Origin of the sequence: Nocardia sp. CA-151230 (assembly GCF_050942175.1) — a bacterium.
GTDB lineage: Bacteria > Actinomycetota > Actinomycetes > Mycobacteriales > Mycobacteriaceae > Nocardia.
The window spans coordinates 3,263,599-3,286,627 of record NZ_CP192061.1 but is presented as its reverse complement, the minus strand read 5'-3'; the positions used below and the strand labels follow the sequence as shown (position 1 = coordinate 3,286,627).

23 protein-coding genes are annotated in these 23,029 nt (G+C 69.4%); 4 read left to right on the top strand and 19 right to left on the bottom strand.

The features are described from left to right. Positions 1–231 precede the first annotated feature (231 nt). The 5 genes from fmt to ACQP1O_RS15090 form a co-directional block, all read right to left on the bottom strand. Complete coding sequence (gene fmt / locus ACQP1O_RS15110; RefSeq protein WP_433566412.1) at positions 232–1,155, bottom strand: methionyl-tRNA formyltransferase; 924 nt, start codon at positions 1,153–1,155, stop codon at positions 232–234. 1 nt (position 1,156) lies between these two features. After that, the gene (gene def / locus ACQP1O_RS15105) at positions 1,157–1,729 is read right to left on the bottom strand and encodes a peptide deformylase (RefSeq protein ID WP_379440082.1); all 573 of its coding nucleotides are present in this window, start codon (positions 1,727–1,729) and stop codon (positions 1,157–1,159) included. Positions 1,730–1,793: 64 nt separating this feature from the next. Next, on the bottom strand, positions 1,794–2,813 hold the full coding sequence (locus ACQP1O_RS15100; RefSeq protein ID WP_433566411.1) for an esterase/lipase family protein: 1,020 nt from the start codon (positions 2,811–2,813) through the stop codon (positions 1,794–1,796). A 93-nt stretch (positions 2,814–2,906) separates the two neighbouring features. Beyond that, positions 2,907–3,503, bottom strand: coding sequence for a PadR family transcriptional regulator (locus ACQP1O_RS15095; RefSeq protein WP_433567692.1), 597 nt, complete (start codon positions 3,501–3,503; stop codon positions 2,907–2,909). 194 nt (positions 3,504–3,697) lie between these two features. Continuing rightward, positions 3,698–4,387, bottom strand: coding sequence for an HAD family hydrolase (locus ACQP1O_RS15090; protein WP_433566410.1), 690 nt, complete (start codon positions 4,385–4,387; stop codon positions 3,698–3,700). 247 nt (positions 4,388–4,634) lie between these two features. Between ACQP1O_RS15090 and ACQP1O_RS15085 the strand changes: the two genes are divergently transcribed. Next, on the top strand, positions 4,635–5,432 hold the full coding sequence (locus ACQP1O_RS15085) for an ABC transporter ATP-binding protein (protein ID WP_433566409.1): 798 nt from the start codon (positions 4,635–4,637) through the stop codon (positions 5,430–5,432). A gap of 49 nt (positions 5,433–5,481) precedes the next feature. Here ACQP1O_RS15085 and ACQP1O_RS15080 read toward each other — a convergent pair whose 3' ends face one another. Then, the gene (locus tag ACQP1O_RS15080) at positions 5,482–6,075 is read right to left on the bottom strand and encodes a TetR/AcrR family transcriptional regulator (protein WP_433566408.1); all 594 of its coding nucleotides are present in this window, start codon (positions 6,073–6,075) and stop codon (positions 5,482–5,484) included. 77 nt (positions 6,076–6,152) lie between these two features. On the opposite strand from ACQP1O_RS15080, the gene ACQP1O_RS15075 reads away from it, so the two are divergent. The 3 genes from ACQP1O_RS15075 to ACQP1O_RS15065 are packed head-to-tail and all read left to right on the top strand — an operon-like array spanning position 6,153 to position 7,917. Further along, entirely contained in the window at positions 6,153–6,998 is an 846-nt protein-coding gene (locus ACQP1O_RS15075) for an SDR family oxidoreductase (RefSeq protein WP_433566407.1), read from the top strand. Positions 6,999–7,043: 45 nt separating this feature from the next. Continuing rightward, the gene (locus tag ACQP1O_RS15070; RefSeq protein WP_433566406.1) at positions 7,044–7,469 is read left to right on the top strand and encodes a hypothetical protein; all 426 of its coding nucleotides are present in this window, start codon (positions 7,044–7,046) and stop codon (positions 7,467–7,469) included. A 10-nt stretch (positions 7,470–7,479) separates the two neighbouring features. Beyond that, the gene (locus ACQP1O_RS15065) at positions 7,480–7,917 is read left to right on the top strand and encodes a MarR family winged helix-turn-helix transcriptional regulator (protein WP_433566405.1); all 438 of its coding nucleotides are present in this window, start codon (positions 7,480–7,482) and stop codon (positions 7,915–7,917) included. A 6-nt stretch (positions 7,918–7,923) separates the two neighbouring features. Here the strand turns inward: ACQP1O_RS15065 and ACQP1O_RS15060 are convergent, their stop codons facing one another. The 13 genes from ACQP1O_RS15060 to ACQP1O_RS15000 all read right to left on the bottom strand — a co-directional run bounded on the left by ACQP1O_RS15060 (position 7,924) and on the right by ACQP1O_RS15000 (position 22,966). Then, entirely contained in the window at positions 7,924–10,437 is a 2,514-nt protein-coding gene (locus ACQP1O_RS15060; RefSeq protein WP_433566404.1) for a primosomal protein N', read from the bottom strand. Positions 10,438–10,518: 81 nt separating this feature from the next. Then, positions 10,519–11,733, bottom strand: a complete 1,215-nt coding sequence (gene metK, locus ACQP1O_RS15055) for a methionine adenosyltransferase (RefSeq protein ID WP_433566403.1) — start codon at positions 11,731–11,733, stop codon at positions 10,519–10,521. Positions 11,734–11,949: 216 nt separating this feature from the next. Continuing rightward, entirely contained in the window at positions 11,950–13,170 is a 1,221-nt protein-coding gene (coaBC, locus tag ACQP1O_RS15050; RefSeq protein ID WP_354837421.1) for a bifunctional phosphopantothenoylcysteine decarboxylase/phosphopantothenate--cysteine ligase CoaBC, read from the bottom strand. A gap of 7 nt (positions 13,171–13,177) precedes the next feature. Next, positions 13,178–13,456, bottom strand: coding sequence for a DNA-directed RNA polymerase subunit omega (rpoZ, locus tag ACQP1O_RS15045; protein WP_433566402.1), 279 nt, complete (start codon positions 13,454–13,456; stop codon positions 13,178–13,180). Positions 13,457–13,530: 74 nt separating this feature from the next. Next, entirely contained in the window at positions 13,531–14,115 is a 585-nt protein-coding gene (gene gmk / locus ACQP1O_RS15040) for a guanylate kinase (RefSeq protein ID WP_379440071.1), read from the bottom strand. A 7-nt stretch (positions 14,116–14,122) separates the two neighbouring features. Next, positions 14,123–14,446, bottom strand: coding sequence for an integration host factor, actinobacterial type (gene mihF / locus ACQP1O_RS15035; protein WP_033086940.1), 324 nt, complete (start codon positions 14,444–14,446; stop codon positions 14,123–14,125). Positions 14,447–15,048: 602 nt separating this feature from the next. After that, on the bottom strand, positions 15,049–15,477 hold the full coding sequence (locus tag ACQP1O_RS15030; protein ID WP_433566401.1) for a VOC family protein: 429 nt from the start codon (positions 15,475–15,477) through the stop codon (positions 15,049–15,051). Between the two features lie 84 nt (positions 15,478–15,561). Beyond that, positions 15,562–16,191 (bottom strand): LysE family translocator, encoded by a 630-nt coding sequence (locus tag ACQP1O_RS15025; RefSeq protein ID WP_433566400.1) that lies wholly within the window; start codon positions 16,189–16,191, stop codon positions 15,562–15,564. Between the two features lie 44 nt (positions 16,192–16,235). After that, a complete protein-coding gene (locus ACQP1O_RS15020) occupies positions 16,236–17,084 on the bottom strand; it encodes a patatin-like phospholipase family protein (protein ID WP_433566399.1) in 849 nt (282 codons plus the stop codon). A 140-nt stretch (positions 17,085–17,224) separates the two neighbouring features. Next, positions 17,225–18,049 carry an orotidine-5'-phosphate decarboxylase gene (gene pyrF / locus ACQP1O_RS15015; protein WP_433566398.1) on the bottom strand — a complete coding sequence of 275 codons (825 nt, stop codon included), beginning with the start codon at positions 18,047–18,049 and terminating at the stop codon, positions 17,225–17,227. Beyond that, on the bottom strand, positions 18,046–21,351 hold the full coding sequence (gene carB / locus ACQP1O_RS15010; RefSeq protein ID WP_433566397.1) for a carbamoyl-phosphate synthase large subunit: 3,306 nt from the start codon (positions 21,349–21,351) through the stop codon (positions 18,046–18,048). Before carB ends, pyrF begins: the two co-directional genes overlap by 4 nt. After that, positions 21,351–22,469 (bottom strand): glutamine-hydrolyzing carbamoyl-phosphate synthase small subunit, encoded by a 1,119-nt coding sequence (gene carA, locus ACQP1O_RS15005; RefSeq protein WP_354837406.1) that lies wholly within the window; start codon positions 22,467–22,469, stop codon positions 21,351–21,353. Before carA ends, carB begins: the two co-directional genes overlap by 1 nt. After that, on the bottom strand, positions 22,466–22,966 hold the full coding sequence (locus ACQP1O_RS15000) for a transporter (RefSeq protein ID WP_433566396.1): 501 nt from the start codon (positions 22,964–22,966) through the stop codon (positions 22,466–22,468). Before ACQP1O_RS15000 ends, carA begins: the two co-directional genes overlap by 4 nt. Between the last annotated feature and the right edge of the window lie 63 nt (positions 22,967–23,029).

Here is a 23,029-nt window from a genome sequence, read left to right as displayed (position 1 = left end):
GGTCACCTTCTCCCGATTGCGTGCCGCCTCGCGAGTTCGCGCCGTGTGCGTCATCGGTTCGGTATCCCGATGCGCGGCGCTGATCACCCTGGGATCGGTCGCTCGCCGGCGAGGTGCCCGAATCCCCGGCAGATGCGGAGCGGCGGAAGCCGCGGCGCTGGTCGCCGCCGCCCGACTGCGCGCGACCGCCGGTGCGCGAATCGCGGTCGCGGCCTTCGCCGTCCGGGCGGGTCACTCGACCACCGTGCCGGGCTCGAGGCGGGCGCCGCGGGCCCAGTCCAGGGCGGGCATCATGCGTTTGCCCTGGGGCTGGACCTGGGTGAGGCGGACCGCGGTGCTCGCGGTGCCGAGGTAGACGCCGGTCTTTCGGATGTCGATGGTGCCGACCGGGAGCGTCTCCTCCATCATCTCGACGGGGCCGAGTTTGAGACGTTTGCCGTCGATTTCGGTCCAGGCGCCGGGGGCGGGGGTGACCGCGCGAATCCGGCGGTCGATGGCGAGGGCGGGCTGACTCCAGCGGATACGGCCGGCCTCGGGATCCACCTTGGGGGCGTAGGAGATACCGTCCAGGGGCTGCGGAATCGCGTGCACGGTGCCGTCTTCCACGGCGTCGAGGGTGGATTCCAGCAGGACCGAACCGCTGTCGGCGAGCCGTTCCAGCAGCGAGCCCGCGGTGTCGGCGACGGCGATGCGCTCGGTCATGGTGCCGAAGACCGGGCCGGTGTCGAGGCCCTTCTCGATGCGGAAGGTCGACGCGCCGGTGTACTCGTCACCGGCGAGGATGGCGGCCTGCACCGGTGCGGCGCCGCGCCAGGCGGGCAGCAGCGAGAAGTGCAGATTGATCCAGCCGTGCCGGGGAATGTCGAGCACCGGCTCGGGCAGCAGCGCGCCGTAGGCCACCACCGGGCAGCAGTCGGGCGCCAAAGCCGTGAGCTGCTCGATGAATTCCGGCTCCGACGGCCGCTTGGGCGTGAACACGGGAATCCCGTGCTCGTCGGCCAGCCGCCCGATGGGCGAGCGGGTGATCTTGCGGCCGCGTCCGGCCACCGCGTCCGGCCGGGTCACCACCCCGACCACCTCGTGCCTGGAGGATTCGATGAGCCGCCGCAGCGACGGCACCGCCGGTTCGGGTGTTCCCGCGAAGACCAGACGCATATCAGCGACTCCGTTCCCGGTCACCGGCCGCCGCGCGACGCCCGCCACCGATCTCGGACGCCGGCAGCACCGTGACTCCCTGTGTGAACCAACCGGATTCCCGGATGGTACGCATGGCCTCCTTGCGCGAGGCCGACTCCAGCCGCTGCAGGAACAGCACCCCGTCGAGGTGGTCGGTCTCGTGCTGCACGCAGCGCGCCAGCAGCCCCTCGGCCCGGAACTCGACCGGCTTGCCGTCCATGTCGACACCGCGGGCGAGCACGGTCAGCGGGCGCGTCACGTCGAAGCGCACGCCCGGAATCGACAGGCAGCCCTCCGGCCCGGTCTGGGTCTCGTCGCCGATCACCTCGAAGACCGGGTTGATCAGATGCCCCTGCGCGTCGCCGGTGTCGTAGACGAATACCCGAAGCCCGACCCCGATCTGCGGGGCCGCCATGCCGACGCCCCCGCTCTCGTACATGGTGTCGATGAGGTCGGTCACCAGCTGGCGCACCTCCCGGTCGAACGTCTCGACCTCCGCCGCGCGGGCGCGCAGGATCGGATCGCCGAACAGGCGGACAGGCTGGATGGTCACGGGCAGCTCCCGATAGCGAACGAATACGGTCGTCTCATTTTACGGACGCCCGTGACCACCCTGATCAGGAATGCGCCGCCAACACGACATCGCTGATGCCGGTGCCCAGCGCGACCGGCACGCAGGCCGGTGTCACGGGGTGGCCCGGATCGAGCAGATTGACCACCAGCCGCTGCACGAACGGGTCGTAAACCAGGTGGAAATGCCCGGTCAGGTCCTCCGCGCACTGCTCCTGCAGCACGATATTGGTGGCGCCCGCGCCATGCAGCGCGATGTTGGTGTTGGGCTGGATCATTTCATCGACGCGGCTGCCGATCGTCGTGTATTTCACACCGGGCACCGTGTCGCCGCCCGCGTTCAAGTCCTTGATGAACGGCGATCCGGCCGCCTGTTGAATGGCGGCGGTGGAGGAACCCATCTCCACGAGCTTGTAGATGCCCGGCACCGCGTCGGCGATCGGCACCAGCCCGTACATGATCCCGCCGTAGCTGGGCGAGGCCAGGCCGATCCACTGGCCGACCTTCGCCGCGCCACCGAGCCTGTTGATCCAGTACCGGGTCACGCTGGCGCCCTGCGAGAAACCGACCAGATCGACCTGGGCGGCCCCGGTCGCGGCGAGCACCTGATCGACGAAGGTGCCGATCTGCGCGGAGCTGGCCCACACGTCCTCGGTGCCGTAGGTGTCCTTGCCGGGTTTGCCGCCGTAGTTGAGGGCGAATACGCAGATCCCGGCCTGGGCCAGCAGTGGGCCGATGCCCGACCAGTCGGAGTAGGCCGAGGAGTCGGTGCCGTGTGCGAGCACCACCGGGCGCGGATGCTCCGCGGTCGGTTTGCAGCCGAAGTCGTTGGCGCCCTCGGGCGCCGCGTCCGGATGCTCCTTGAGATAGCGGGCCGCCGCCAGATGTTCGGTCTGCGGCGGCCCCTGTTGCGCCGGTACCTGGAGTACCGGAGTCACGGCCGGCTCGGCCTGTGCGTACGTCCCCGTCGGTGTGGCGGCCGTACCGATCACGGCGGCCGCCAGCGCCATCACCCCCACCGGTGCCACGCGGCGCAGTGCGCGGATCCGGCTCCTCTGTTGTCCCATGTCACAAGATCGCATGGGGCGCTTTTGTCCCATGTCACGATCTTCGTCGGAATCAGGCCGAATGTTCCAGCGAGAAACGCAGTTTCGAGGCCATTACTTTTCGGGTGTGTCGTCCTCGGCGAGGATCCGGTAGAGCGAGCGGCGCGCCTCGGTGAGCACCTCGGCCGCCTTGGCCGCCTGCTCCTGTGTGCCGACCGCGGCCACCTGGGCGACCGCGCCCATCAGCTGGCCGACCAGTCCGCGCAGGTCCAGGGCCTGATCGCCGACACCGGCCTTGACGTCCTGCCAGGGATCGCCCAGCTCGGTGCGGTTGGCCTCGACGTACTCGACACCGGATTCGGTGAGCTTGGCCGTCTTTCGACCCGACACCTTCTCGATCAGGACCAGCCCCTCGTCCTCGAGCTGTGCGAGCGCGGGGTAGATGGAGCCCGGGCTGGGACGCCAGACATCCTCGCTGCGTTCGCGAATCTGCTGGATCAGCTCGTAGCCGTGCATGGGCCGCTCCTGCAGCAGCAGGAGGATGGCCGCGCGGACATCGCCGCGCCGGCCGCGCCCGCCCCGGCCGCGACCGCGGCCGAAGTGCGGACCGGGTCCGAAGCCGGGACCGAAGTCCGGGCCGAAGCCACGGCCGTGGCCGTGGCGGTGCGGGCCGAAATCGCCGCGCGGGCCACGCGGGCCGCCGCGGCGCATCCGCGGATGTTCGGGGCCCTGCTGCTCTTCGGCGCGCAGCCGCCGCCAGGGGCCGCGGCCCCGTTCGATGTTGTCCATGTGTTCCATGGTCGTGCCTCCTTCAAGGCTCGTCGTTGTGTTTGTTGATATCGACGATATATCGACAATCTATCCACAACAAGGGCGGGCTGAGACACAAACCGTCTGGTTTGGACTTAGGCGGTCAGCAGACCGTGGGCGCGCACGGCCTCCCGCAGCCCGGACGGACGCTCGGCCGTCGGCAGCGGATCCACCAGGGCGAATGCGCAGCCGAGGGCGGACGCACCGCCGTCGGCCTCGGCGCTGTCGCCGACCATCAGGGTGTTCGCGGTGGTCACACCGAGGTTGTCGAGCGCCGATTTGAAGATGCGCACGTCGGGTTTGATCACACCGACTTCGAAGGACAGCGCGTAATCGCCGATATATCGATCCCAGCCGCGATCCGCGAAGGCTGGACGGATGTCGAACGCGATATTGCTGACCATGCCCACCCGCACGCCGCTCTCGTGCAGCGCGCGCAGCACCTCACCGGTGTCCGGGTAGGGCGTCCAGCCGTCCGGATCGAGCAGCAACTCGTAGACCTGCAGAGCCTGCGTGTGCGGGACACCGGTCTGCTCGAGCACCTCCAGATAGGCGCGGCGATGCAGCGCCGGATCGAGATCCCGGTTCTCCCAGGCATATTGACCCTCGGCATCGAACCGCACGGTCTGCCCCACGGGCGCGGTGAGCCGGCGCATGATCTCGGCGATCTCATGGGTATCGAGCAGGCGACCGGCGGTGTCGGTGAGCTGTGCGTCGTGGAACGCGGACTCCTCGAATCGAAAAACAGTACCGGAGAAGTCGAACAGCACCGCGTCGATCGCCATCCCGCCACCCTACACAGCCGACCCCGCCGAGAACGTCGCCGAATCCCGCACCCGCAGAAGCAGACTCATCGTGTTCGCCCCCGCCACAGCAGATCTTCATGCGGTCCCCGCGCAACGACACCCGCCCCGCGATACCGCGCGGATGCCTGGGCCGGGGACCGGTCAGCTCGCTCGCGCAAGCCCCCGCGAGTCCGTGAGCCGAACCACTACTCCTCAACTTGTCTGAGGAATTTGTTACGGTGGGCCCATGACGGATCCGGTGCTGAACGTGAACGACGTGGCGGTGGTGCGCGGCGGAAACCCCATTCTGCAAGGGGTTTCGCTCACCGTGCGCGCCGGACAGCACTGGGCGCTGCTGGGTCCCAACGGTGCGGGCAAGACCACTTTGCTGCGCATGCTCGGCGCGTTCGAGCATCCGACCCGGGGCAGTGTGGAGGTGCTCGGGGAGCGGCTGGGCCGGGTGGACATGCGCGCCCTTCGGGCCGGCATCGGCCATGTCGATCCGCGCCACACTCCGAGCGGCCCGCTCACGGTCCGCGACGTGGTGATCACCGGCGCGACCAACACCGCCGGCCTCATCCCCCGATGGCATGCGACGCCGGCCCAGCTCGCCGAGGCCGACCGCCTGATCGACCTGCTCGGCCTGTCCCACCGCCGCGACGCCGACTGGCAGATCCTGTCCCAGGGCCAGCGCGGCCGCACCCTCATCGCCCGCGCCCTCATGCCGAACCCGCGCCTGCTCCTGCTCGACGAACCCGCCACCGGCCTGGATCTGGCCGGGCGCGAACAACTCCTGGAACGTCTCGACCTACTCCAGCGCGCCCACGCCGACCTCGCCTCGGTCCTGGTCACCCACCACCTGGAGGAACTCCCGCCGGGCACCACCCACGCCATGCTGCTACGCAACGGCCACACGGTCGCCGCGGGCCCGGTCGACGAGGTGATCACCACCGCCCACATCAGCGCCTGCTTCGACCACCCGGTCCGTATCCTCCGCGACGAGGGCCGCTGGTCCGTGAGACCCGCTCAGCCCCAGCTGAACTGACCCCGAAGCCACCGGGCATCAGAACCTCGCGGCACCGAGCGCGGCCGATTCAGGTTGCGGGAACGAGGGAGTCGATCCAGCGCTCCAGGCGCGCACCCTCGGCCTCCATCATCGCGGGGTCGCGGAAGGTATTGGTGAGCAGGGAGATTCCCTGGTAGGCGGCCAGCAGGGCGACGGCCAGTTCATGGGAGTCGGTGCGGCCCATCGCGGCGAACTGGGTGTCGATCCAGTCCAGGAGGCCGCGCATGACTGCGGCCAGTTCGCGGTCGAGGCCGTCGGCGCGTTTGTCGAGTTCGGTGGCGAGAGAGCCGGAGGGGCAACCGAATTGGGCGGCGAGGTCGCGCTGGTCGACCCAGCCGCGGACCAGGGCCTTCAGTCGTTCGGCGGGGGCGTCGAAGAGCTCCAGGGCCGCGATGATCTCCTGGGCGGTGCGGGCGTGGGCGCCGATGGCGGCCTGGACCAGCTGATCCTTGGTCTTGAAGTAGTAGTACACGTTGCCCACCGGCACCTCGGCGGCGCGCGCGATATCGGCGATGGTCGTCTTCTCGACGCCCTGTTCGTGGAAGACCTTGGCCGCCGCGTCCGCGAGCCGCTCCCGCTTCCCCGCTTTCGGGGTCGCCGCTCGCGGCACTGAGTCAGTCATACAACTAACTATAGACAATGCCCGGTCACATGCCCTATGGTTCGAGTTAGTCAGCCAACTAACTCAGGAGTGGACAGATGATCGTGGTAACCGGTGCGACCGGAAATGTCGGCAACGCTCTCGTGCGGGAGCTCGCGGGGGCCGGCGAGAAGGTGGTCGCGGTGTCGCGGGGCGAGAAGCCGGTGGATCTGCCCGAGGGCGCCGAACACCGCCGCGCCGATATCGGGGAGCTCGACAGCCTCGCCGAGGCGGTGGCGGGTGCGCGGGCACTGTTCCTGCTCATCACCGGCCCGCAGCTGGTGGCGGGACCGGCAGCCACCGAGGTGCTGGAAACCGTTGCGGCGGCGGGTGTCCGGCGGGTGGTTTTCCTGTCCTCGCAGGGCGCGGTGACGCGGCCGGGCAGCGACGGCTACGCGCGCACGCTGGAATTCGAGAAGGCGCTGGCCGCTTCGGATCTGGAGTGGACGGTGCTGCGGCCGGGCGGGTTCTTCAGCAATACCTTCGCCTGGATCGAGCCGGTGCGGGCCGAGCGGATGATTCCCGCGCCGTTCGGGGATGTCGGTCTGCCGCAGGTGGATCCGGCCGATATCGCGGCCATGGCCGCGGCGGCGCTGCGGCAGGACGGCCATGACCGGCAGGTCTACACGGTGACCGGTCCGGAGCTCGTCACCCCGCGCCAGCAGGCGCAGGCGCTGGCGGCCGCGCTGGGCGAGCCGCTGCGGTTCGCGGAACTCACTCGCGAGCAGGCCCGGGTGAACATGCTGCGGTTCATGCCGGAATCGGTCGCGGACCACACCCTCACCATCCTCGGCGAGCCGACGCCCGAGGAGCAGCTGGTCAGCAGCGATGTCGAGCGGATACTGGGCCGGCGGGCAACCGGATACGCCGAATGGGCGGCCCGCGTGGCGCCGGCCTTCCGGTGAATCTCACCATTGTCGATTTAGTATGCATTCGCTTATCGTACGCATATGCATATTAAATCGTTCTCGGACGGCACCGTGCTGATGCCGTGGAATCCCGGCCCGAATCACCGGCTCGCGGGCCCGGTCTTCGTCAGCGTCACCGATTTCCTCGCGAGCTCGGAGACGGACTCGCGCGAGATCTATACGACCGGGCTGGAATTGGGGAGGACGTGGCCGGTCATGCAGGGCGCGGTCGGCCTGTGGCTGTGGGGCAGGCCGGCCGAGTTCCGCGGCGGCTCGATCTCGGTGTGGGAGTCGGAGCGGGATATGCGCCGGTTCGTGCGGTGGCCGGTGCACACCGCGATCGTGCGGGCCTGGCGCGGCCGGGTCGGCATCGGCGTCGACTCCTGGCAGGCCGAAAAGTTCGACGCCGACGCGATTCTGACCCGCGCCGGCGACACGATCGAAAGGCCGCACCGGCGCGCCGCTTAATCTTGTCCGCATGACAGACCGTCCGGACTTGGCAGCGATGATCGTCCCCCTGGGCCGCGCCCTCATGGCGGCCGAGCAACCGGTGCTCGCCGCACACGGACTCACCATGTGGGCGTACGTCGTGCTGCTGCATCTGGACGAGGGGCCCGCGCGGGGTCAGGGCGTGCTGGCGCAGGAGATCGGGGCGGACAAGACGCGCATCATCGCGGTGCTCGACGACCTGCAGGAGCGCGGCCTCATCGAACGCCACCCCGATCCGGCCGACCGTCGGGCCCGGCTGCTCGCCCTCACCCCCGAGGGCCGTCGCCTGCGCGACGCGGCGCAGGCCGGGATCCAGGCTCAGGAGGATCAGCTGCTGGGCAAGCTCCCCGCCGCCGATCGCCGCGGTTTCCTCAATGCCCTCATCACCCTCGCCGCCCTCCCCCGCGACGAAATCACCGGCCCCTGACCGATATCAGCCGATGTCGATGGGGTCGATCTGGACGCGTAGGGGCGCATCGGAGCGATGGGTGCTGCGGACGGCCTGTGCCGCGGTGAGGGCGCGGGAGAGGGCCGAGCCGGTGGCGCGGTCGGCGCGCAGGATCATGCGTTCGACCTCGGCGGGAGAGTCGCCGGAGGAGAACGGCTTTCGCGCACCCGGCGGCAGCGGCACCGGGCCCAGGATCTCGACGCCGTCGGGAAGCTGTGCCTCGCCGAGCAATTCGGCGATGGAGTCCGAGGTGCCGTCGATGGCGGCGAAGCGGACCGCGGGCGGGAAGCGCACCTCCGTGCGTTGCTCGAGCTCGAAACCCGCGTGCCACACCGGATCCCAGCGCACCAGCGCCTGCACGGTCGGGATCCCGGCGTCGGCCATGACGATGACCCGGCCGCCGGGGCGCACCAGCGCCGCGGCCGACATCCAGCGACGCAGGGCGTCCTCGGCGGCGCGGAGATCGGCGCGGCCGAGCAGGGCCCAGCCGTCGAGCAGCATGGCGACCGCGTAGCCGCCGGGCACCCGGGGTTCCGCGCCGATGGTGGACACCACGACCTGCGGGCCCTCCGGCACGGTGTTCAGGATCGACGACCCGCCCGAACCTCGTACGGGCACACCGGGAAACGCGCGTCCCAGTTCTTCGGCCGTGCGCGACGCACCGATGACGACGGCCCGCAGCGCCCGCGATCCGCACGCTCCGCAGCGGAAGGCCGCCTCGGTGATCCCGCACCAGCGGCAGGCCGGGCTCTGCGCCTCGGCGACGCCTTCCCGCCCGCTGCGCAGAGCGCCACGTGACGCGGGCGCGCTGTCCGGCAGTGCCAGTGGACCGTTGCAGTGGCGGCAGCGCGCCGGGGTCCGGCACTTGGCGCAGGCGAGCGCCGGGATGTATCCGCGCCGCGGCACCTGAACCAGCACCGGCCCACCGGCTTTGATCGCCTTGCGCGCCTCCGTGAACGCCACGGCCGGAATGCGGATGGCCTGCGCGATCGGGTCCCGCTCCAGTGCCGCGTCGGTGTCGCCGGGCGCGGTGATGCGCGGCATGGCCTGCCGCACCACGGCCCGATCCGCGAGCAGATCGTGGGCCCACCCGGATTCGACGATCGCCTGCACCTCGGCCGTCCGCGAGAACCCGCCCGCCACGAATGCCGCCCCGGTCTCGTGCGCCCGCAACATGGCCACCTCCCGCGCATGCGGATACGGCGACCGCGGTTCGGCGAAGGTATCGTCCCCGTCGTCCCAGATGGAGATCAGCCCAAGGTCTTTCACCGGCGAGAACACGGCACTCCGCGTCCCCACGACGACCCGCGCCGTCCCTCGCAACACCGACAGCCACCGCCGATACCGCGCCGACGGTCCCAGCCCCGCCGCCAGCCCCACCGCCGACTCCCCCACCAGCGCAACACATTCCCCCAGTACCCGATCCAGGTCCCGCTGATCCGGCACCATGATCACCGCACTGCGCCCGCCACGCACGGTTACCGCCGCCAACTCCGCCAGCCGCCGCGCCCAGTCCTCCCCCGGCAGTGCCTGCCACCCCGCCCGCGGTCCCCGCCCTGCTGCCAGCGCACCCAGGAACGAATGCCCGTGGACATACCGCCCCCACGCCGGGAACTCAGCGGCCGACGTCGGCGAAGCAGCAGTCCCCGGCTGTTGCCCCGACTCGCCTGCCTGCACCGCGGCCACTGAAGCCGTCGAGTGGTCGCCGGCTCCGAGCGCAACCAGATCAGGCTGCGCAGCAACGGCTCCCGTCGAGCTTTCGGCGGCGATCGCGCCCGCATCGACGGCCACGGGTATCGACACCGTATCCCTGTCGGCGACAAGCGTCACGTGATCCGTGGCGGATACATCGCTGCCCTGGACCGGGACGGTGTCCGCACTCTCGCCGTGCGCGGCGTCCCCGATGTCGCTTCCGCCTTCCGCGATCGCGAGCGCCGACTCCCCCGCCGACTCGACACCTTGCGGGGCGGGGTGTGCGGCAGCGTCTTCAGCGTTTCCGGGCACGACGGGGATCGTCGCCTCACTCGGATGCGATGCGGTGGTGCGGGCCTGCGTCACTTCGGGGTGGGCCGAGTCATCGGCTGCCACAACAGGATCAGTGAGCGGGGAGTTCTTCGTCGAAGCGCGCTCGGGCTTGCCGGGCTTTTCAACGCCCTCGGATTCGACCTTGGCGTGGCGGGGTGGGATGGCGAGGCGGAGGACGTCGGCGCGGGTGCCCGCGTAGCGGGCGGCCACGGCGGTGACGAGTGCGAGGATCTCCGGGGTGAGGACGCGTTCGCCGGAGACCACGCGTTCGAGGCGGACGAGCTTGCCGGTGTGATCGGACTTTTCGCGCCGTTCGAGGAGGTAGCCGTCGACGAGGCGGCCGGAGAAGCGGACGCGGACGCGGACGCCGGGCTGGGCGAGCTCGTCCATGTCGGGCGGGACCAGGTAGTCGAAATCCCGGTCCAGGTGGGCGGGTTCGAGCAGGGGCAGCACCCGCGCGATAGGGCGATACACGCCACTGACGGCGGGAGCGTCGGGCTCGGAGGGTGTCTCCGTGCCCGACGCTCCCGTCGAGAGTGGTGGGGTGCTGATCAATTACAGACCGGCGGCCGCGCGCAGCTTCTCCGCGCGGTCGGTGCGCTCCCACGGCAGATCGACGTCGGTCCGGCCGAAGTGGCCGTAGGCGGCGGTCGGCGCGTAGATCGGGCGCAGCAGGTCCAGGTCGCGGATGATCGCGCCGGGACGCAGGTCGAAGACCTGACCGATGGCATCGGAGATCTTGATCGGGTCGATCAGCTCGGTGCCGAAGGTCTCGACGAACAGGCCGACCGGGGCGGCCTTGCCGATGGCGTAGGCGACCTGGACCTCGACCCGCTCGGCCAGGCCGGCGGCGACGACATTCTTGGCGACCCAGCGCATGGCGTAGGCGGCCGAGCGGTCGACCTTCGACGGGTCCTTGCCCGAGAAGGCGCCGCCGCCGTGGCGGGCCATGCCGCCGTAGGTGTCGACGATGATCTTGCGACCGGTCAGGCCCGCGTCACCCATGGGTCCGCCGAGCACGAACTTGCCGGTCGGGTTGACCAGCAGGCGGACATCGGAGGTGTCCAGCGGGTTGGGCAGCTGGAGCTCGCCGAGCACCGCGTCGACGACCTTCTCGCGGATGTCCGGGGTCAGCAGGTTGTCCAGGTCGATGTCGGCCGCGTGCTGGGTCGAGATGACCACGGTGTCGAGGCGCTTGGGGATGGCGCCGTCGTACTCGATGGTGACCTGGGTCTTGCCGTCGGGACGCAGGTACGGCAGCACGCCGGACTTGCGGACCTCGGTCAGGCGGCGAGACAGCTTGTGCGCCAGCGAGATCGGCAGCGGCATGAGCTCGGGGGTCTCGGTGGTGGCGTAGCCGAACATCAGGCCCTGGTCGCCCGCGCCCTGACGGGCGATCTCGTCGTCCTCGCCGCCCACGCGGGCCTCGTGCGAGGTGTCCACGCCCATGGCGATGTCCGGCGACTGGGCGCCGATGGCGACGTTCACACCGCAGGACGCGCCGTCGAAACCCTTTGCGGAGGAGTCGTACCCGATCTCCAGGACCTTCTCGCGGACGATGGTCGGGATATCGGCGTAGGCCGTGGTGGTGACCTCACCGGCCACGTGTACCTGACCGGTGGTCACCAGGGTCTCCACCGCGACCCGGCTGCGCGGATCGGCCGCGAGCAACGCGTCGAGGATGGAATCGCTGATGGCATCACAGATCTTGTCGGGGTGACCCTCGGTCACCGACTCACTGGTGAATAGGCGGCTGCCAGACGTGCGCACAGTTGTTCCCTCTCCCTCAACGGGTTTCTCGTATCGGGTGGCGACAGTAGCGTCTCCGCTGCGTCGCACAACCCTTTGTCTCAGGTTATTCCAATATGTTCGTCACAGGGGCGAGCCGCCCTCGTTAAGAACACATCGTGACTCAGACAGTCGCCGTTAATCTGCCGTCCCGGCGGGAGGCAGCGGCAAGTGCCCGAACCCTGCGGTGCCGAGGCTTCAGCGGAGCAAGGGGCCGAGTGCATCCAGCACCCGGCTGGCCAGCAGTGCCTTGGACCCGTGGTCCAGGGCGATCTCGGTGCCGTCGGCACCGAGCAACCAGCCGTCGTTGGTGTCGACCTCGAAGGCCTTCCCTTCTCCGACGGCATTCACGACCAGCAGGTCGCAGCCTTTACGGGCCAGTTTGGCCCGGGCGTGGGTGAGCACATCGGCGTGCTCGTCCCCGGTCTCGGCGGCGAAGCCGACGATCGCGGTGCCCGGTAGGTGCCCGTCGCGACGGGACTGCACCAACCCGGCCAGGATATCCGGTGTCTTGGCGAGTGCGATCGAATCCGGTTCTCCCGCACCCTTTTTGATTTTAGCCGCTGCCACGTTCACCGGACGGAAGTCGGCCACCGCCGCGGCCATGACGACCGCGTCCGCACCCAGCGAGTGCTTGTCGACGGCCACCTTCAGCTGTTCGGCGGTGGTCACGTGCACGACCTCGACCGCGGCCGGCGGTTCGAGCCCGATGGTGTTGCCCGCGATCAGCGTCACCTGCGCACCGCGCTGGGCGGCCAGGCGGGCGATCGCGTAACCCTGCTTGCCGGAACTGCGATTGCCCAGGAATCGAACCGGATCCAGCGGTTCCCGGGTGCCACCTGCCGACACCACGACGCGGCGGCCCTCGAGGTCGCGCGGCAGGGCGTCGGCGCGTTCGAGCAGCAGCCGGGCCAGACCGAAGATCTCCTCCGGCTCGGGCAGCCGGCCCGGGCCGGTGTCGGTCCCGGTCAGCCGGCCCGAGGCCGGTTCCATGACCACGGCGCCGTGCGCGCGCAGCGTCGCCACGTTCGCCCGGGTGGCCGGGTGCTCCCACATCTCGGTGTGCATGGCCGGGGCGAACAGGATGGGGCAGCGCGCGGTCAGCAGCGTCGCGGTCAGCAGATCGTCGGCGCGGCCCTGTGCGGCGCGGGCCATGAGGTCCGCGGTGGCAGGGGCGATGACGACCAGGTCGGCCTCCTGGCCGAGGCGCACGTGCGGCACCTCGGGCACATCGGCGAAGACACCGGTGTGCACGGGGTGGCCGGACAGCGCCTCGAAGGTGGCCTTGCCGACGAATTGCAGCGCCGACTCGGTGGGAATGACACGAACCTCGTGCCCGGTTTCGGTGAACCGGCGCACGAGGTTGCAGCTCTTGTAGGCGGCGATACCGCCGCCGACTCCGACGACGATCCGGGTCACCGCGGGACTACTCCCCTTCGGAGTGCTCGAGCAGGTCGGCGTGGATCTCGCGCATCGCCACCGACAGCGGCTTCTCCTGCAGACCCGGCTCGACCAGCGGACCGACGTATTCGAGAATGCCGTCGCCGAGCTGGTTGTAGTAATCGTTGATCTGCCGGGCCCGCTTGGCCGCGTAGATGACCAGCGCGTACTTGGACGAAGTCCGCTCCAGCAGTTCGTCGATCGGCGGGTTGGTGAGGCCGACCGGAGTGTCGTAGGCGGGCGCGGTCTTGAGGTCCGTACTCACTAGGAGGACTCCTGCGGGGTTGTTCGGAAGGGTGGCGTCCGGCTCACTTCGAAGACGAGCCGGTAGTTCGGGACCTATGACCCCGAATTTGTGCTAACGAACAACGATACCAACTGCTCACAGGCGCTGGTCACGTGGTCGTTCACGATGACGATGTCGAACTCGTCACATGCAGCCAATTCGGTGCGAGCGGTCTGCAGACGACGCTCGATCACCTCGGGCGATTCCGTCCCGCGCGAGGTCAGGCGGGACACCAGCTCGTCCCAGCTGGGTGGGGCCAGGAAGACCAGTTTGGCTTCCGGCATGGTCTTGCGGATCGAGCGCGCGCCCTCGAGGTCCACCTCGATCAGGACGTGGTGTCCGGACGTGAGCGCTTCCCGCACGGGTGCGGCCGGGGTGCCCGACCGCTGCAGTCCACCATGGATGTCGGCCCATTCGAGTAGTTCGCCCGCCTCGATCATGGCGTCGAACTTCTCACGGGTGACGAATCGGTAGTCCCGGCCGTCGACCTCCCCGGGCCGCGGAGCCCGGGTGGTGGCCGACACACTGAATACCAATTCGGGCAGTCGTTCGCGTACGCAGCGCACGACGGTGGACTTACCGACGGCCGAGGGGCCGACCAGGACAACCAGTCGACCCTTCCGAGTGTGTTCGACCACCCTCGGATTATTCGGCGCTGAAGTCGAACCGGGCCAGCAGCGCCTTACGCTGCCGGTCGCCCAGTCCGCGCAGGCGGCGGGTGGGAGCGATCTCGAGCTCGCTCATGATCTCGGCCGCCTTGACCTTGCCAACCTTCGGCAGGGCCTCGAGCAGCGCCGAAACCTTCATCTTGCCGAGGACTTCGTCCTTCTCGGCGTCCGCAAGGACCGTCTTCAGATCGGTGCCACCACGCTTCAAGCGCTCCTTGAGCTCCGCCCGAGCGCGGCGAGCGGCAGCCGCCTTCTCCAAAGCAGCGGCGCGCTGCTCGTCAGTCAGCTGGGGAAGGGCCACGGTTCCTCCGTCTCATCGTTCATTGCTTGATCTACCTCCGGTAACCCGGTGGTCTCAGCGACCGTACCCACGACGCTTGCCGATTGCGAACCCACCCCCCAGGTCAGCGCGTGATTCGGGCCGTGACCGGGCCGGATGGGCGGCACCGCGAGCAGTGCCGGACCGGGCCCGCAGGTCCGCTCGGCACGGTCGCGAATAGCCTTGCAGCCAGGGCTTTTTCACGGACTTGACAGAGCTCGGGAGAGGTCGGACGGGCCCCGCGCGAAACCGTGACCGACCTGTAATCACGCGACCTGGATTTTTCTTGGATTTCTCGGCGTGTCGTTCGATTCAGCATCGCGTGTCGCGTGTCACCCGAGGCGCTGCGAGCAGTGGCGGAACACGCAATTCCGACGCCTTCCCTTGCAGGTCGGGCCGGTTCGGGGCGCCCACGCCACCATCGGAACGGCCCGTTTTCCACCCCTCACGCGGCCACTGACGGCTCAAACCTCCCGGCACCGACGAACTACGCCCGCCGCGATGCGGCGGGCGTGAGAGTGGCGATACGGACATGCGTTCGATCGGCTCGCCGGATGGGTTCGCCAACAGCGAACAGGATCGCGTCAGTCGTCGTACTGGCACAGCTCCACGAGCGTGCCCTCCGGGGCGCGCACATGCGCCACGCGCATGCCCCACGCGGGCTGTTCGGCGGGCTCGGCGGCGATCCGGGCGCCGCGCTCGCGCAGGGTCTCGACGGCCCGGTCGACATCGGCGACGCGCAAAACCACGACGACCGTGTCGATCTCGTCGCGCGGGCGATGCGCGGCGCCGATCGCGGCGTCCATGTAGGCGCGGGTGAACAGCGCGAGGTCCTGGCCGCCGAGGGTGAAGCAGGCGTAGGGGCCGGCGTCGGATTCGGGGACGTCGCCGGGCACCTCCTGCTTCGGGGACAGGCCCAGGACGTCGCGATAGAAGCGATAGCTGGACGCGAAATCGTCCACCAGGACGCGGGTTTGGCCGTAGGAGACGAGGCCGAGGCCGGCGTCGGACATGAGAAATCCCACCTTTCTACCGAGCGGTCGGGTTTGAGCCTAGTGCTCGGCGGCAGGCGGTGGATCAGGAGCTCCGGGACGGAATCAGTTGCTCTCCATGGCGATTCGCAGGCCCAGCCCGACCATGAAGGTGCCCATGGCGGTGTCGAGGGCGCGGCGCACCCGGCGACGGGTGAACACGTGCCGCAACGCGCCCACGCCGAAGGCCAGGATCACGAACCAGAACAGGTTGGCGATCGTGCACACCACGGCCAGTTCGAGGGTGCCCGGCGCCGAGGGATCGGCGGGCAGGAACTGCGGCACCAGTGCGATGAAGAACACGGCACACTTCGGATTCAGCAGGTTGGTGAGCAGGCCCTGCCGGAAGGCGACCAGCGCGCCGCGACGGTTCGCGGCCGCGTCGGGATCGGGCCGGTAGTCGCCGCGCCGCGCGGCCAGCAGCGCGCGAATGCCGATGTAGGCCAGGTAGATCGCACCGACCAGCTTCACCACTGTGTACGCCTGGGCCGAGGCGGCCAGCAGCCCGGCGACGCCGACCGCGGTGACCAGCGCCCACACGAACACGCCGACCGCGATGCCGGCCGCGCTGGCGACTCCGGCGCGACGGCCGGAGACCACCGAATTCCGCAGCACGATCAGGAAATCCGGCCCGGGCGACATGGAGCCGAGCACGATGACGCCGGCCAGCGTGAGGATCTCGGTGAGCGACAGCACCCGGCCAGCCTACGCGGGGACCGGAGGCCCGTTCGGACCCCGATTCAGGCGGCGGGCCAGAAGTCCTTCAGGCCGGGGGCCGCCTCCGCGCCCTGACGCAGGCCCGCCTCGTAGGCGGGCTCCAGGGCGGCGGCGTTGAACAGGTCGGGGCCGTATGCGGCGATGGCGCCGGCGTCGGGGACGATGAATGCCGTTGCCGCGCCGCCCAGCTCGCGATCGGTGGGGCTGTGCGGGAACAGGTGGGCCAGCGGTTCGATGATCAGCATGCGTTCGGCGCCGGCGGCCAGGTCGGCATTGATCGGTGAGCGCATGCCGCCGTCGAAGTAGTAGGCGCCGTCGATCGGGATGGGCGGGAAGACACCGGGCACCGATGTGCTCGAGGCCAGCGCCTCGGGGAGCGTGGCCTTGCCGTCAGGGGTCCACACCTGGAGTGCACCGGTGGTGACGCTGATGGCGGTGATCCGCAGATCGCGCTGCGGCCAGGACGCGTTGCCGACGAACCCGCCTATGCGGGCGATATGGTCGGCCGGGTCGCCGACCGCCATCTCCAGCGCACGGACCCCGGCGCGGCGGCGCGCCTCGTCCGGGTCCAGTCCGGGGGTGGCGAGGATGCCCATGATCTCACCGAAACTGTTCGGGTCGAACCGGATCGGCGGGAGGTCGGAGTCCGGGGTGGGCCGCCGCAGCAGCAGGCTCAGATCGACCTCGGCGGCCAGCGCGGCACCGACGACCGCACCGGCGGAGGTGCCGACGATCCGCTCGGCCAGGGCCGGGTCGATTCCGGCCTCGCGCAGCGCGATGACCACGCCCGCCATCCAGCTCAGCCCGACCGCGCCACCCCCTCCGAGCACGAGCGCATGACGAATTTCGTTGGGCGGCATCGCGGCAGACATGCTGCCACTGTATCCGAGCGAAAGGAACCGGAGGGATATCCTCCGAAATTCGCGCTCGGACCTGAACAGGAATCGCCCCGGTCGCGCTGGGGCGTCCGGGGCGATTCGGCGGCGGGTAGGGCGCTGCGGCGCTTCCGTATTCAGTTCTGCAGGAAGGCGAACTCGTCGGCGAGCTCGGCGACCCGCTGCTTCAGCGCGGCGACCGACGGACCCGACTTGAGGACCTCGCGGGAGACGTTCGGCAGGACCGCGCCGAGGCTGCTCGCGGGGACCAGCTTGCGGATCGAGTCCGCTCCCCCGCCCTGCGCGCCGACGCCGGGCATGAGGATGGGGCCGTTGAGTTTGCCGAGGTCCGGAGCCGCATCCAGGGTCGCGCCGACCACCACACCGACGGAACCGAATTCGGCTCCGGCATTGGCGGCGGCCGCGTCGTCGACCATGCGCTGGGCGATGCTGCGGCCGTCGGGGCCGGTGATGTTCTGGAGTTCCACCGCCTCCGGGTTGGAGGTGGCGGCCAGCACGAACACACCCCGGTCATTGGCCTCGGCGAGGTCCAGAGCCGGTGTGAGGGACCCGAATCCGAGGTACGGGGAGACGGTGACCGCGTCCGTGCCGAGCGGGCCGTCGCCGAGCCAGGCGTGGGCGTAGGCGTCCATGGTGGAGCCGATATCGCCGCGCTTGGCATCGGCCAGCACCAGGGTGCCCGCCGCCCGCAGCGCGGCAATCGTCTCCTCCAGCACCAGGATTCCGGCCGAACCATAGGTCTCGAAGAACGCCACCTGTGGTTTGACCAGTGCCACCCGGCCCGCGAAGGCCCGCACGCAGGCGTCGGCGAACTTCGCCACGCCGGCGGCGTCCTCGCTCAGGCCCCAGTCCCGCAGCAGCGGCGGATGCGGGTCGATACCGACGCACAGCGGGCCGTGCTCGCGCATCGACTCCCGCAGCCGCACACCGAAGGTCGTCATCCGCGCAGCACCGCGTGGAGTTCCTGCAGGGACCGCACGCCGATGCCGCCGCGAATGGTGGCCTCGATGCCCTGCACGGCCGCGGCCGCACCCTGCACGGTGGTGATGCACGGGATGTTCGCGCCCACCGCGGCGGTGCGGATCTCGTAGCCGTCCACGCGCGGGCCGTTGTTGCCGTACGGGGTGTTGAACACGATGTCGACGTCGCCGTCCTTGATCATGTCCACGATGCTGGGCTGGTCCGGCGCGTCGTCGGAGTGCTTGCGCACCCGATCGCACGGAATGCCGTTGCGGCGCAGCATTTCCGCGGTGCCCTCGGTGGCGAGGATGCGGAAGCCCAGGTCGTGCAGGCGCTTGACCGGGAACACCATGGCGCGCTTGTCGCGGTTGGCGATGGAGACGAACGCGGTGCCCTCGGTCGGCAGCGAACCGTAGGCGGCCGACTGCGACTTGGCGAACGCGGTGCCGAAGTCGGCGTCGATGCCCATGACCTCACCGGTGGACTTCATCTCCGGGGAGAGCAGCGAATCCACGCCGGTGCCGTCGGGGCGGCGGAAGCGGTGGAACGGGAGCACGGCCTCCTTGACCGCGACCGGGGCGTCGATCGGCGCGTAGCCGCCGTCGCCCTCGGCCGGGAGCAGGCCCTCCTTGCGCAGCTCGGCGATGGTGGCGCCGAGCGCGATTCGCGCCGCGGCCTTGGCCAGCGGCACCGCGGTCGCCTTGGAGACGAACGGCACGGTGCGGCTGGCGCGCGGGTTGGCCTCGAGGACGTAGAGCACGTCGTCCTTGAGCGCGTACTGCACGTTCAGCAGGCCCTTGACGCCGATGCCCTTGGCGAGCGCGGCGGTCGAACGGCGCACGGCCTCGATATCGCTGCGGCCCAGGGTGATCGGCGGCAGGGCGCACGCCGAGTCACCGGAGTGGATACCGGCCTCCTCGATGTGCTCCATGACGCCGCCCAGGTAGACCTCCTCGCCGTCGCACAGGGCGTCGACGTCGATCTCGATGGCGTCTTCCAGGAACCGGTCGACCAGCACCGGGTGGTCCGGGGTGATCTCGGTGGCGCGGGAGATGTAGTCCTCGAGGGACTTCTCGTCGTAGACGATCTCCATGCCGCGGCCGCCCAGCACGTAGGACGGGCGCACCAGCACCGGGTAGCCGATCTCGTTGGCGATCTTCTTGGCCTGCGGGAAGGTGGTGGCGGTGCCGTACTTGGGAGCCGGAAGCCCTGCTGCCAGAAGGACATCGCCGAACTCGCCACGATCCTCGGCCAGGTCGATGGCCGCGGCCGACGTGCCGACCACGGGCACGCCCGCGTCGGTGAGGCGCTGGGCCAGGCTCAGCGGGGTCTGGCCACCCAGCTGGCAGATGACGCCCGCGACAGTGCCGGACTCGGTCTCGGCGTGGTACACCTCGAGCACGTCCTCGAAGGTGAGCGGCTCGAAGTAGAGGCGGTCGGCGGTGTCGTAGTCGGTCGACACCGTCTCCGGGTTGCAGTTGACCATGATGGTCTCGAACCCGGCGGCCGACAGCGTCTGCGCCGCGTGCACACACGAGTAGTCGAACTCGATGCCCTGGCCGATGCGGTTCGGGCCGGAGCCGAGGATGATGACCTTCTCGCGCTCCTTCTGCGGCGCCACTTCGGATTCCGCGGCGGGATCCAGCTCGTAGGCCGAGTAGTGGTACGGGGTCTTGGCCTCGAACTCGGCGGCGCAGGTGTCGACGGTCTTGAACACCGGGCGGATGCCGAGGCGGTGGCGCAGCTCGCGCACGCCGCCCTCACCGGCGAGTTCCGGTCGCAGCGAGGCGATCTGGCGATCGGAGAGGCCGTAGTGCTTGGCCGTGCGCAGCAGCGGCTCGTCCAGCACGGGGGCGTCGATGATCTCCTGGCGCAGCTCCACCAGGCCCGCGACCTCGGCCACGAACCACGGGTCGATGCCGGAGGCGGCGGCCACGTCCTCGATGCTCGCGCCCAGGCGCAGCGCGCGCTCCACCTGGTAGATGCGGCCCTCGGTCGGAACCTTCAGGTCGTCCAGGATGGCCTGCACGTCGGTCCACTCACCGTCGGGCCGGGTCCAGAAGCCCGCGGCCTTGGTCTCGAGCGAGCGCAGCACCTTGCCCAGGGCCTCGGAGAAGTTGCGGCCCATGGACATCGCCTCGCCGACCGACTTCATGGTGGTGGTCAGCGTCGGGTCGGCGCCCGGGAACTTCTCGAAAGCGAAGCGCGGGGCCTTGACCACGACATAGTCGAGGGTCGGCTCGAAGCAGGCCGGGGTCTCGCCGGTGATGTCGTTGAGGATCTCGTCGAGGGTGTAGCCGATGGCCAGCTTGGCGGCGATCTTGGCGATCGGGAAACCCGTCGCCTTGGACGCCAGCGCCGACGAGCGCGACACACGCGGGTTCATCTCGATGACGATCAGGCGGCCGTCGCGCGGGTCCACCGCGAACTGGATGTTGCAGCCGCCGGTGTCGACGCCGACCTCGCGCAGGATGGCGATGCCCAGATCGCGCATCTTCTGGTATTCGCGGTCGGTGAGGGTCATGGCCGGGGCGACGGTGACCGAGTCACCGGTGTGCACGCCCATCGGGTCCACGTTCTCGATCGAGCAGACGATGACGACATTGTCCTTGCCGTCACGCATGAGTTCGAGCTCGAATTCCTTCCAGCCCAGGATGGATTCCTCGATGAGCACGTTCGCGGTGGGCGAGGCGGCCAGGCCGCCGCCGGCGATGCGATCGAGGTCGTCGTGGTTGAAGGCCATGCCCGAGCCCAGGCCGCCCATGGTGAACGACGGGCGCACGACCACCGGGAAGCCCAGTTCCGCAACGGTTTCGCGGACCTCGTCCATGGTGAAGCAGACCTTGGAGCGCGCCGACTCGCCGCCGACCTTGGCGACGATGTCCTTGAACTTCTGGCGGTCCTCACCGCGCTGAATGGCCTCGAAGTCGGCGCCGATCAGCTCGACGTTGTACTTGTCCAGGATGCCGTTCTCGTGCAGGGCGACAGCGCAATTGAGCGCGGTCTGGCCGCCCAGGGTCGCCAGGATCGCGTCGGGACGCTCCTTGGCGATGACCTTCTCGACGAACTCCCAGGTGATCGGCTCGACGTAGGTCGAGTCGGCGAACTCCGGGTCGGTCATGATGGTCGCCGGGTTGGAGTTCACCAGCGACACGCGCAGGCCCTCGGACTTCAGGACGCGACACGCCTGGGTTCCCGAGTAGTCGAACTCGCAAGCCTGGCCGATGACGATCGGGCCCGAGCCGATCACCAGGATGTGGTTGAGATCGGTGCGGCGTGGCATCAGGCTCCTTCCATCAGCATGGCGAAACGGTCGAACAGGTAGGCGGCGTCGTGGGGTCCGGCCGCGGCCTCGGGGTGGTACTGGACGGAGAAGGCGCGGCCGCTCACCAGCTGCACGCCTTCGACGACACCGTCGTTGGCGCAGACGTGGCTGACCTCGGCCTTGCCGAACGGGGTGTCGAAGACCTCGCCGCGCTCGCCCTCCAGGGCGAAGCCGTGGTTCTGCGCGGTGATCGAGATGCGGCCCGAATGATGCTCGACGACCGGCACATTGATGCCGCGGTGGCCGAACTTCATCTTGTAGGTCTTGCGCCCGAAGGCGCGGCCCAGGATCTGGTTGCCGAAGCAGATGCCGAACAGCGGGATGTCCTCGCCCAGCACCTGCTGGGTGAGCGCCACCATGGCGTCCTGGGTGGCCGGGTCGCCCGGGCCGTTGGACAGGAACACACCGTTCGGGTTCAGTTCCTTGATCTGGTCGAAGGTGACGTTGGACGGCACCACGTGCACCCGCATGCCGCGCTGGGCGAACATGCGCGGGGTGTTGGACTTGATGCCCAGGTCCACCGCGACCACCGTGAAGCGGTGCTCGCCGATCGGGTCGACGGTGTACATCTCGTCGGTGGAGACCTCACCGGCCAGGTCCGCGCCCAGCATGGACTGCTGGCCGTTGACCTTGTCGAGCATGTCCTCGTACTCGGTGAGCGACTCACCGGAGAAGATGCCCGCCTTCATGGAACCGCGGGTGCGCAGGTGCCGCACCAGGGCCCGGGTGTCGATGCCCGCGATGCCGACGACGTTCTGGTTCTCCAGCTCGTCCTGCAGGGTGCGGGTGGCGCGCCAGTTGGAGGCGCGGCGCGCGGGGTCGCGCACGGCGTAGCCGGCGACCCAGATCTTCGAGGACTCGTCGTCCTCGTCGTTCCAGCCGGTGTTGCCGATCTGCGGCGCGGTGGCCACCACGATCTGGCGGTCGTAGCTGGGGTCGGTGAGGGTCTCCTGATAGCCCGTCATGGCGGTACAGAACACCGCCTCACCCAAGGTCTGCCCGACGGCGCCGAAGGTCGTCCCGCGGAACACGCGGCCGTCCTCGAGCACCATCACGGCAGTATTTCCGCTGCTCATGCCTCGTCTCCCGTCTTCGTAGCTGCTGCGGTCCATGCCGGGTACACCGCTTTGTCATCGCCACGGAAACCGGTATCCACCTCGGTCCCGGTCGGCAATGTCCAGCGAATCACCAGCACACCGTCTTCCGTCATTACCTTGCCCGCGTGCCCGCGCTCGGCGCGCACCGCGGTTATGGATTCCTGGGGAATCCAGATCGTCGCCGCGCCGTCCCGCTCCAGCAGGATGCCGCGCTCGAATCGCGTGAGTTCCGCCGTGGCGCGGAAACCCAGGTCGCCCACCGTGATTCGCTGAATCCAGCTGGGGGCGAGGGTGCTGCCGAGGTAGAGCCCCGTGGTCGGCTCCAGCAGCTGCGCGCCGCAGTCGGCGGGCACCGGCGGCAGATCGCCGATCACGGATGCCTGCCGCACGGCCCTCTTGGTCCAGGCCCGGTACATCAGCCACAGGCACAGCGCGAACAGCACCAGCATCACCAGTACTTGCAGCGTTCGCTCCATTACGGTCCTCCGTGTTCATTTTGGAATGAGCGGCGGGCCTGCGTGGTTACGCAAGCTTCCACA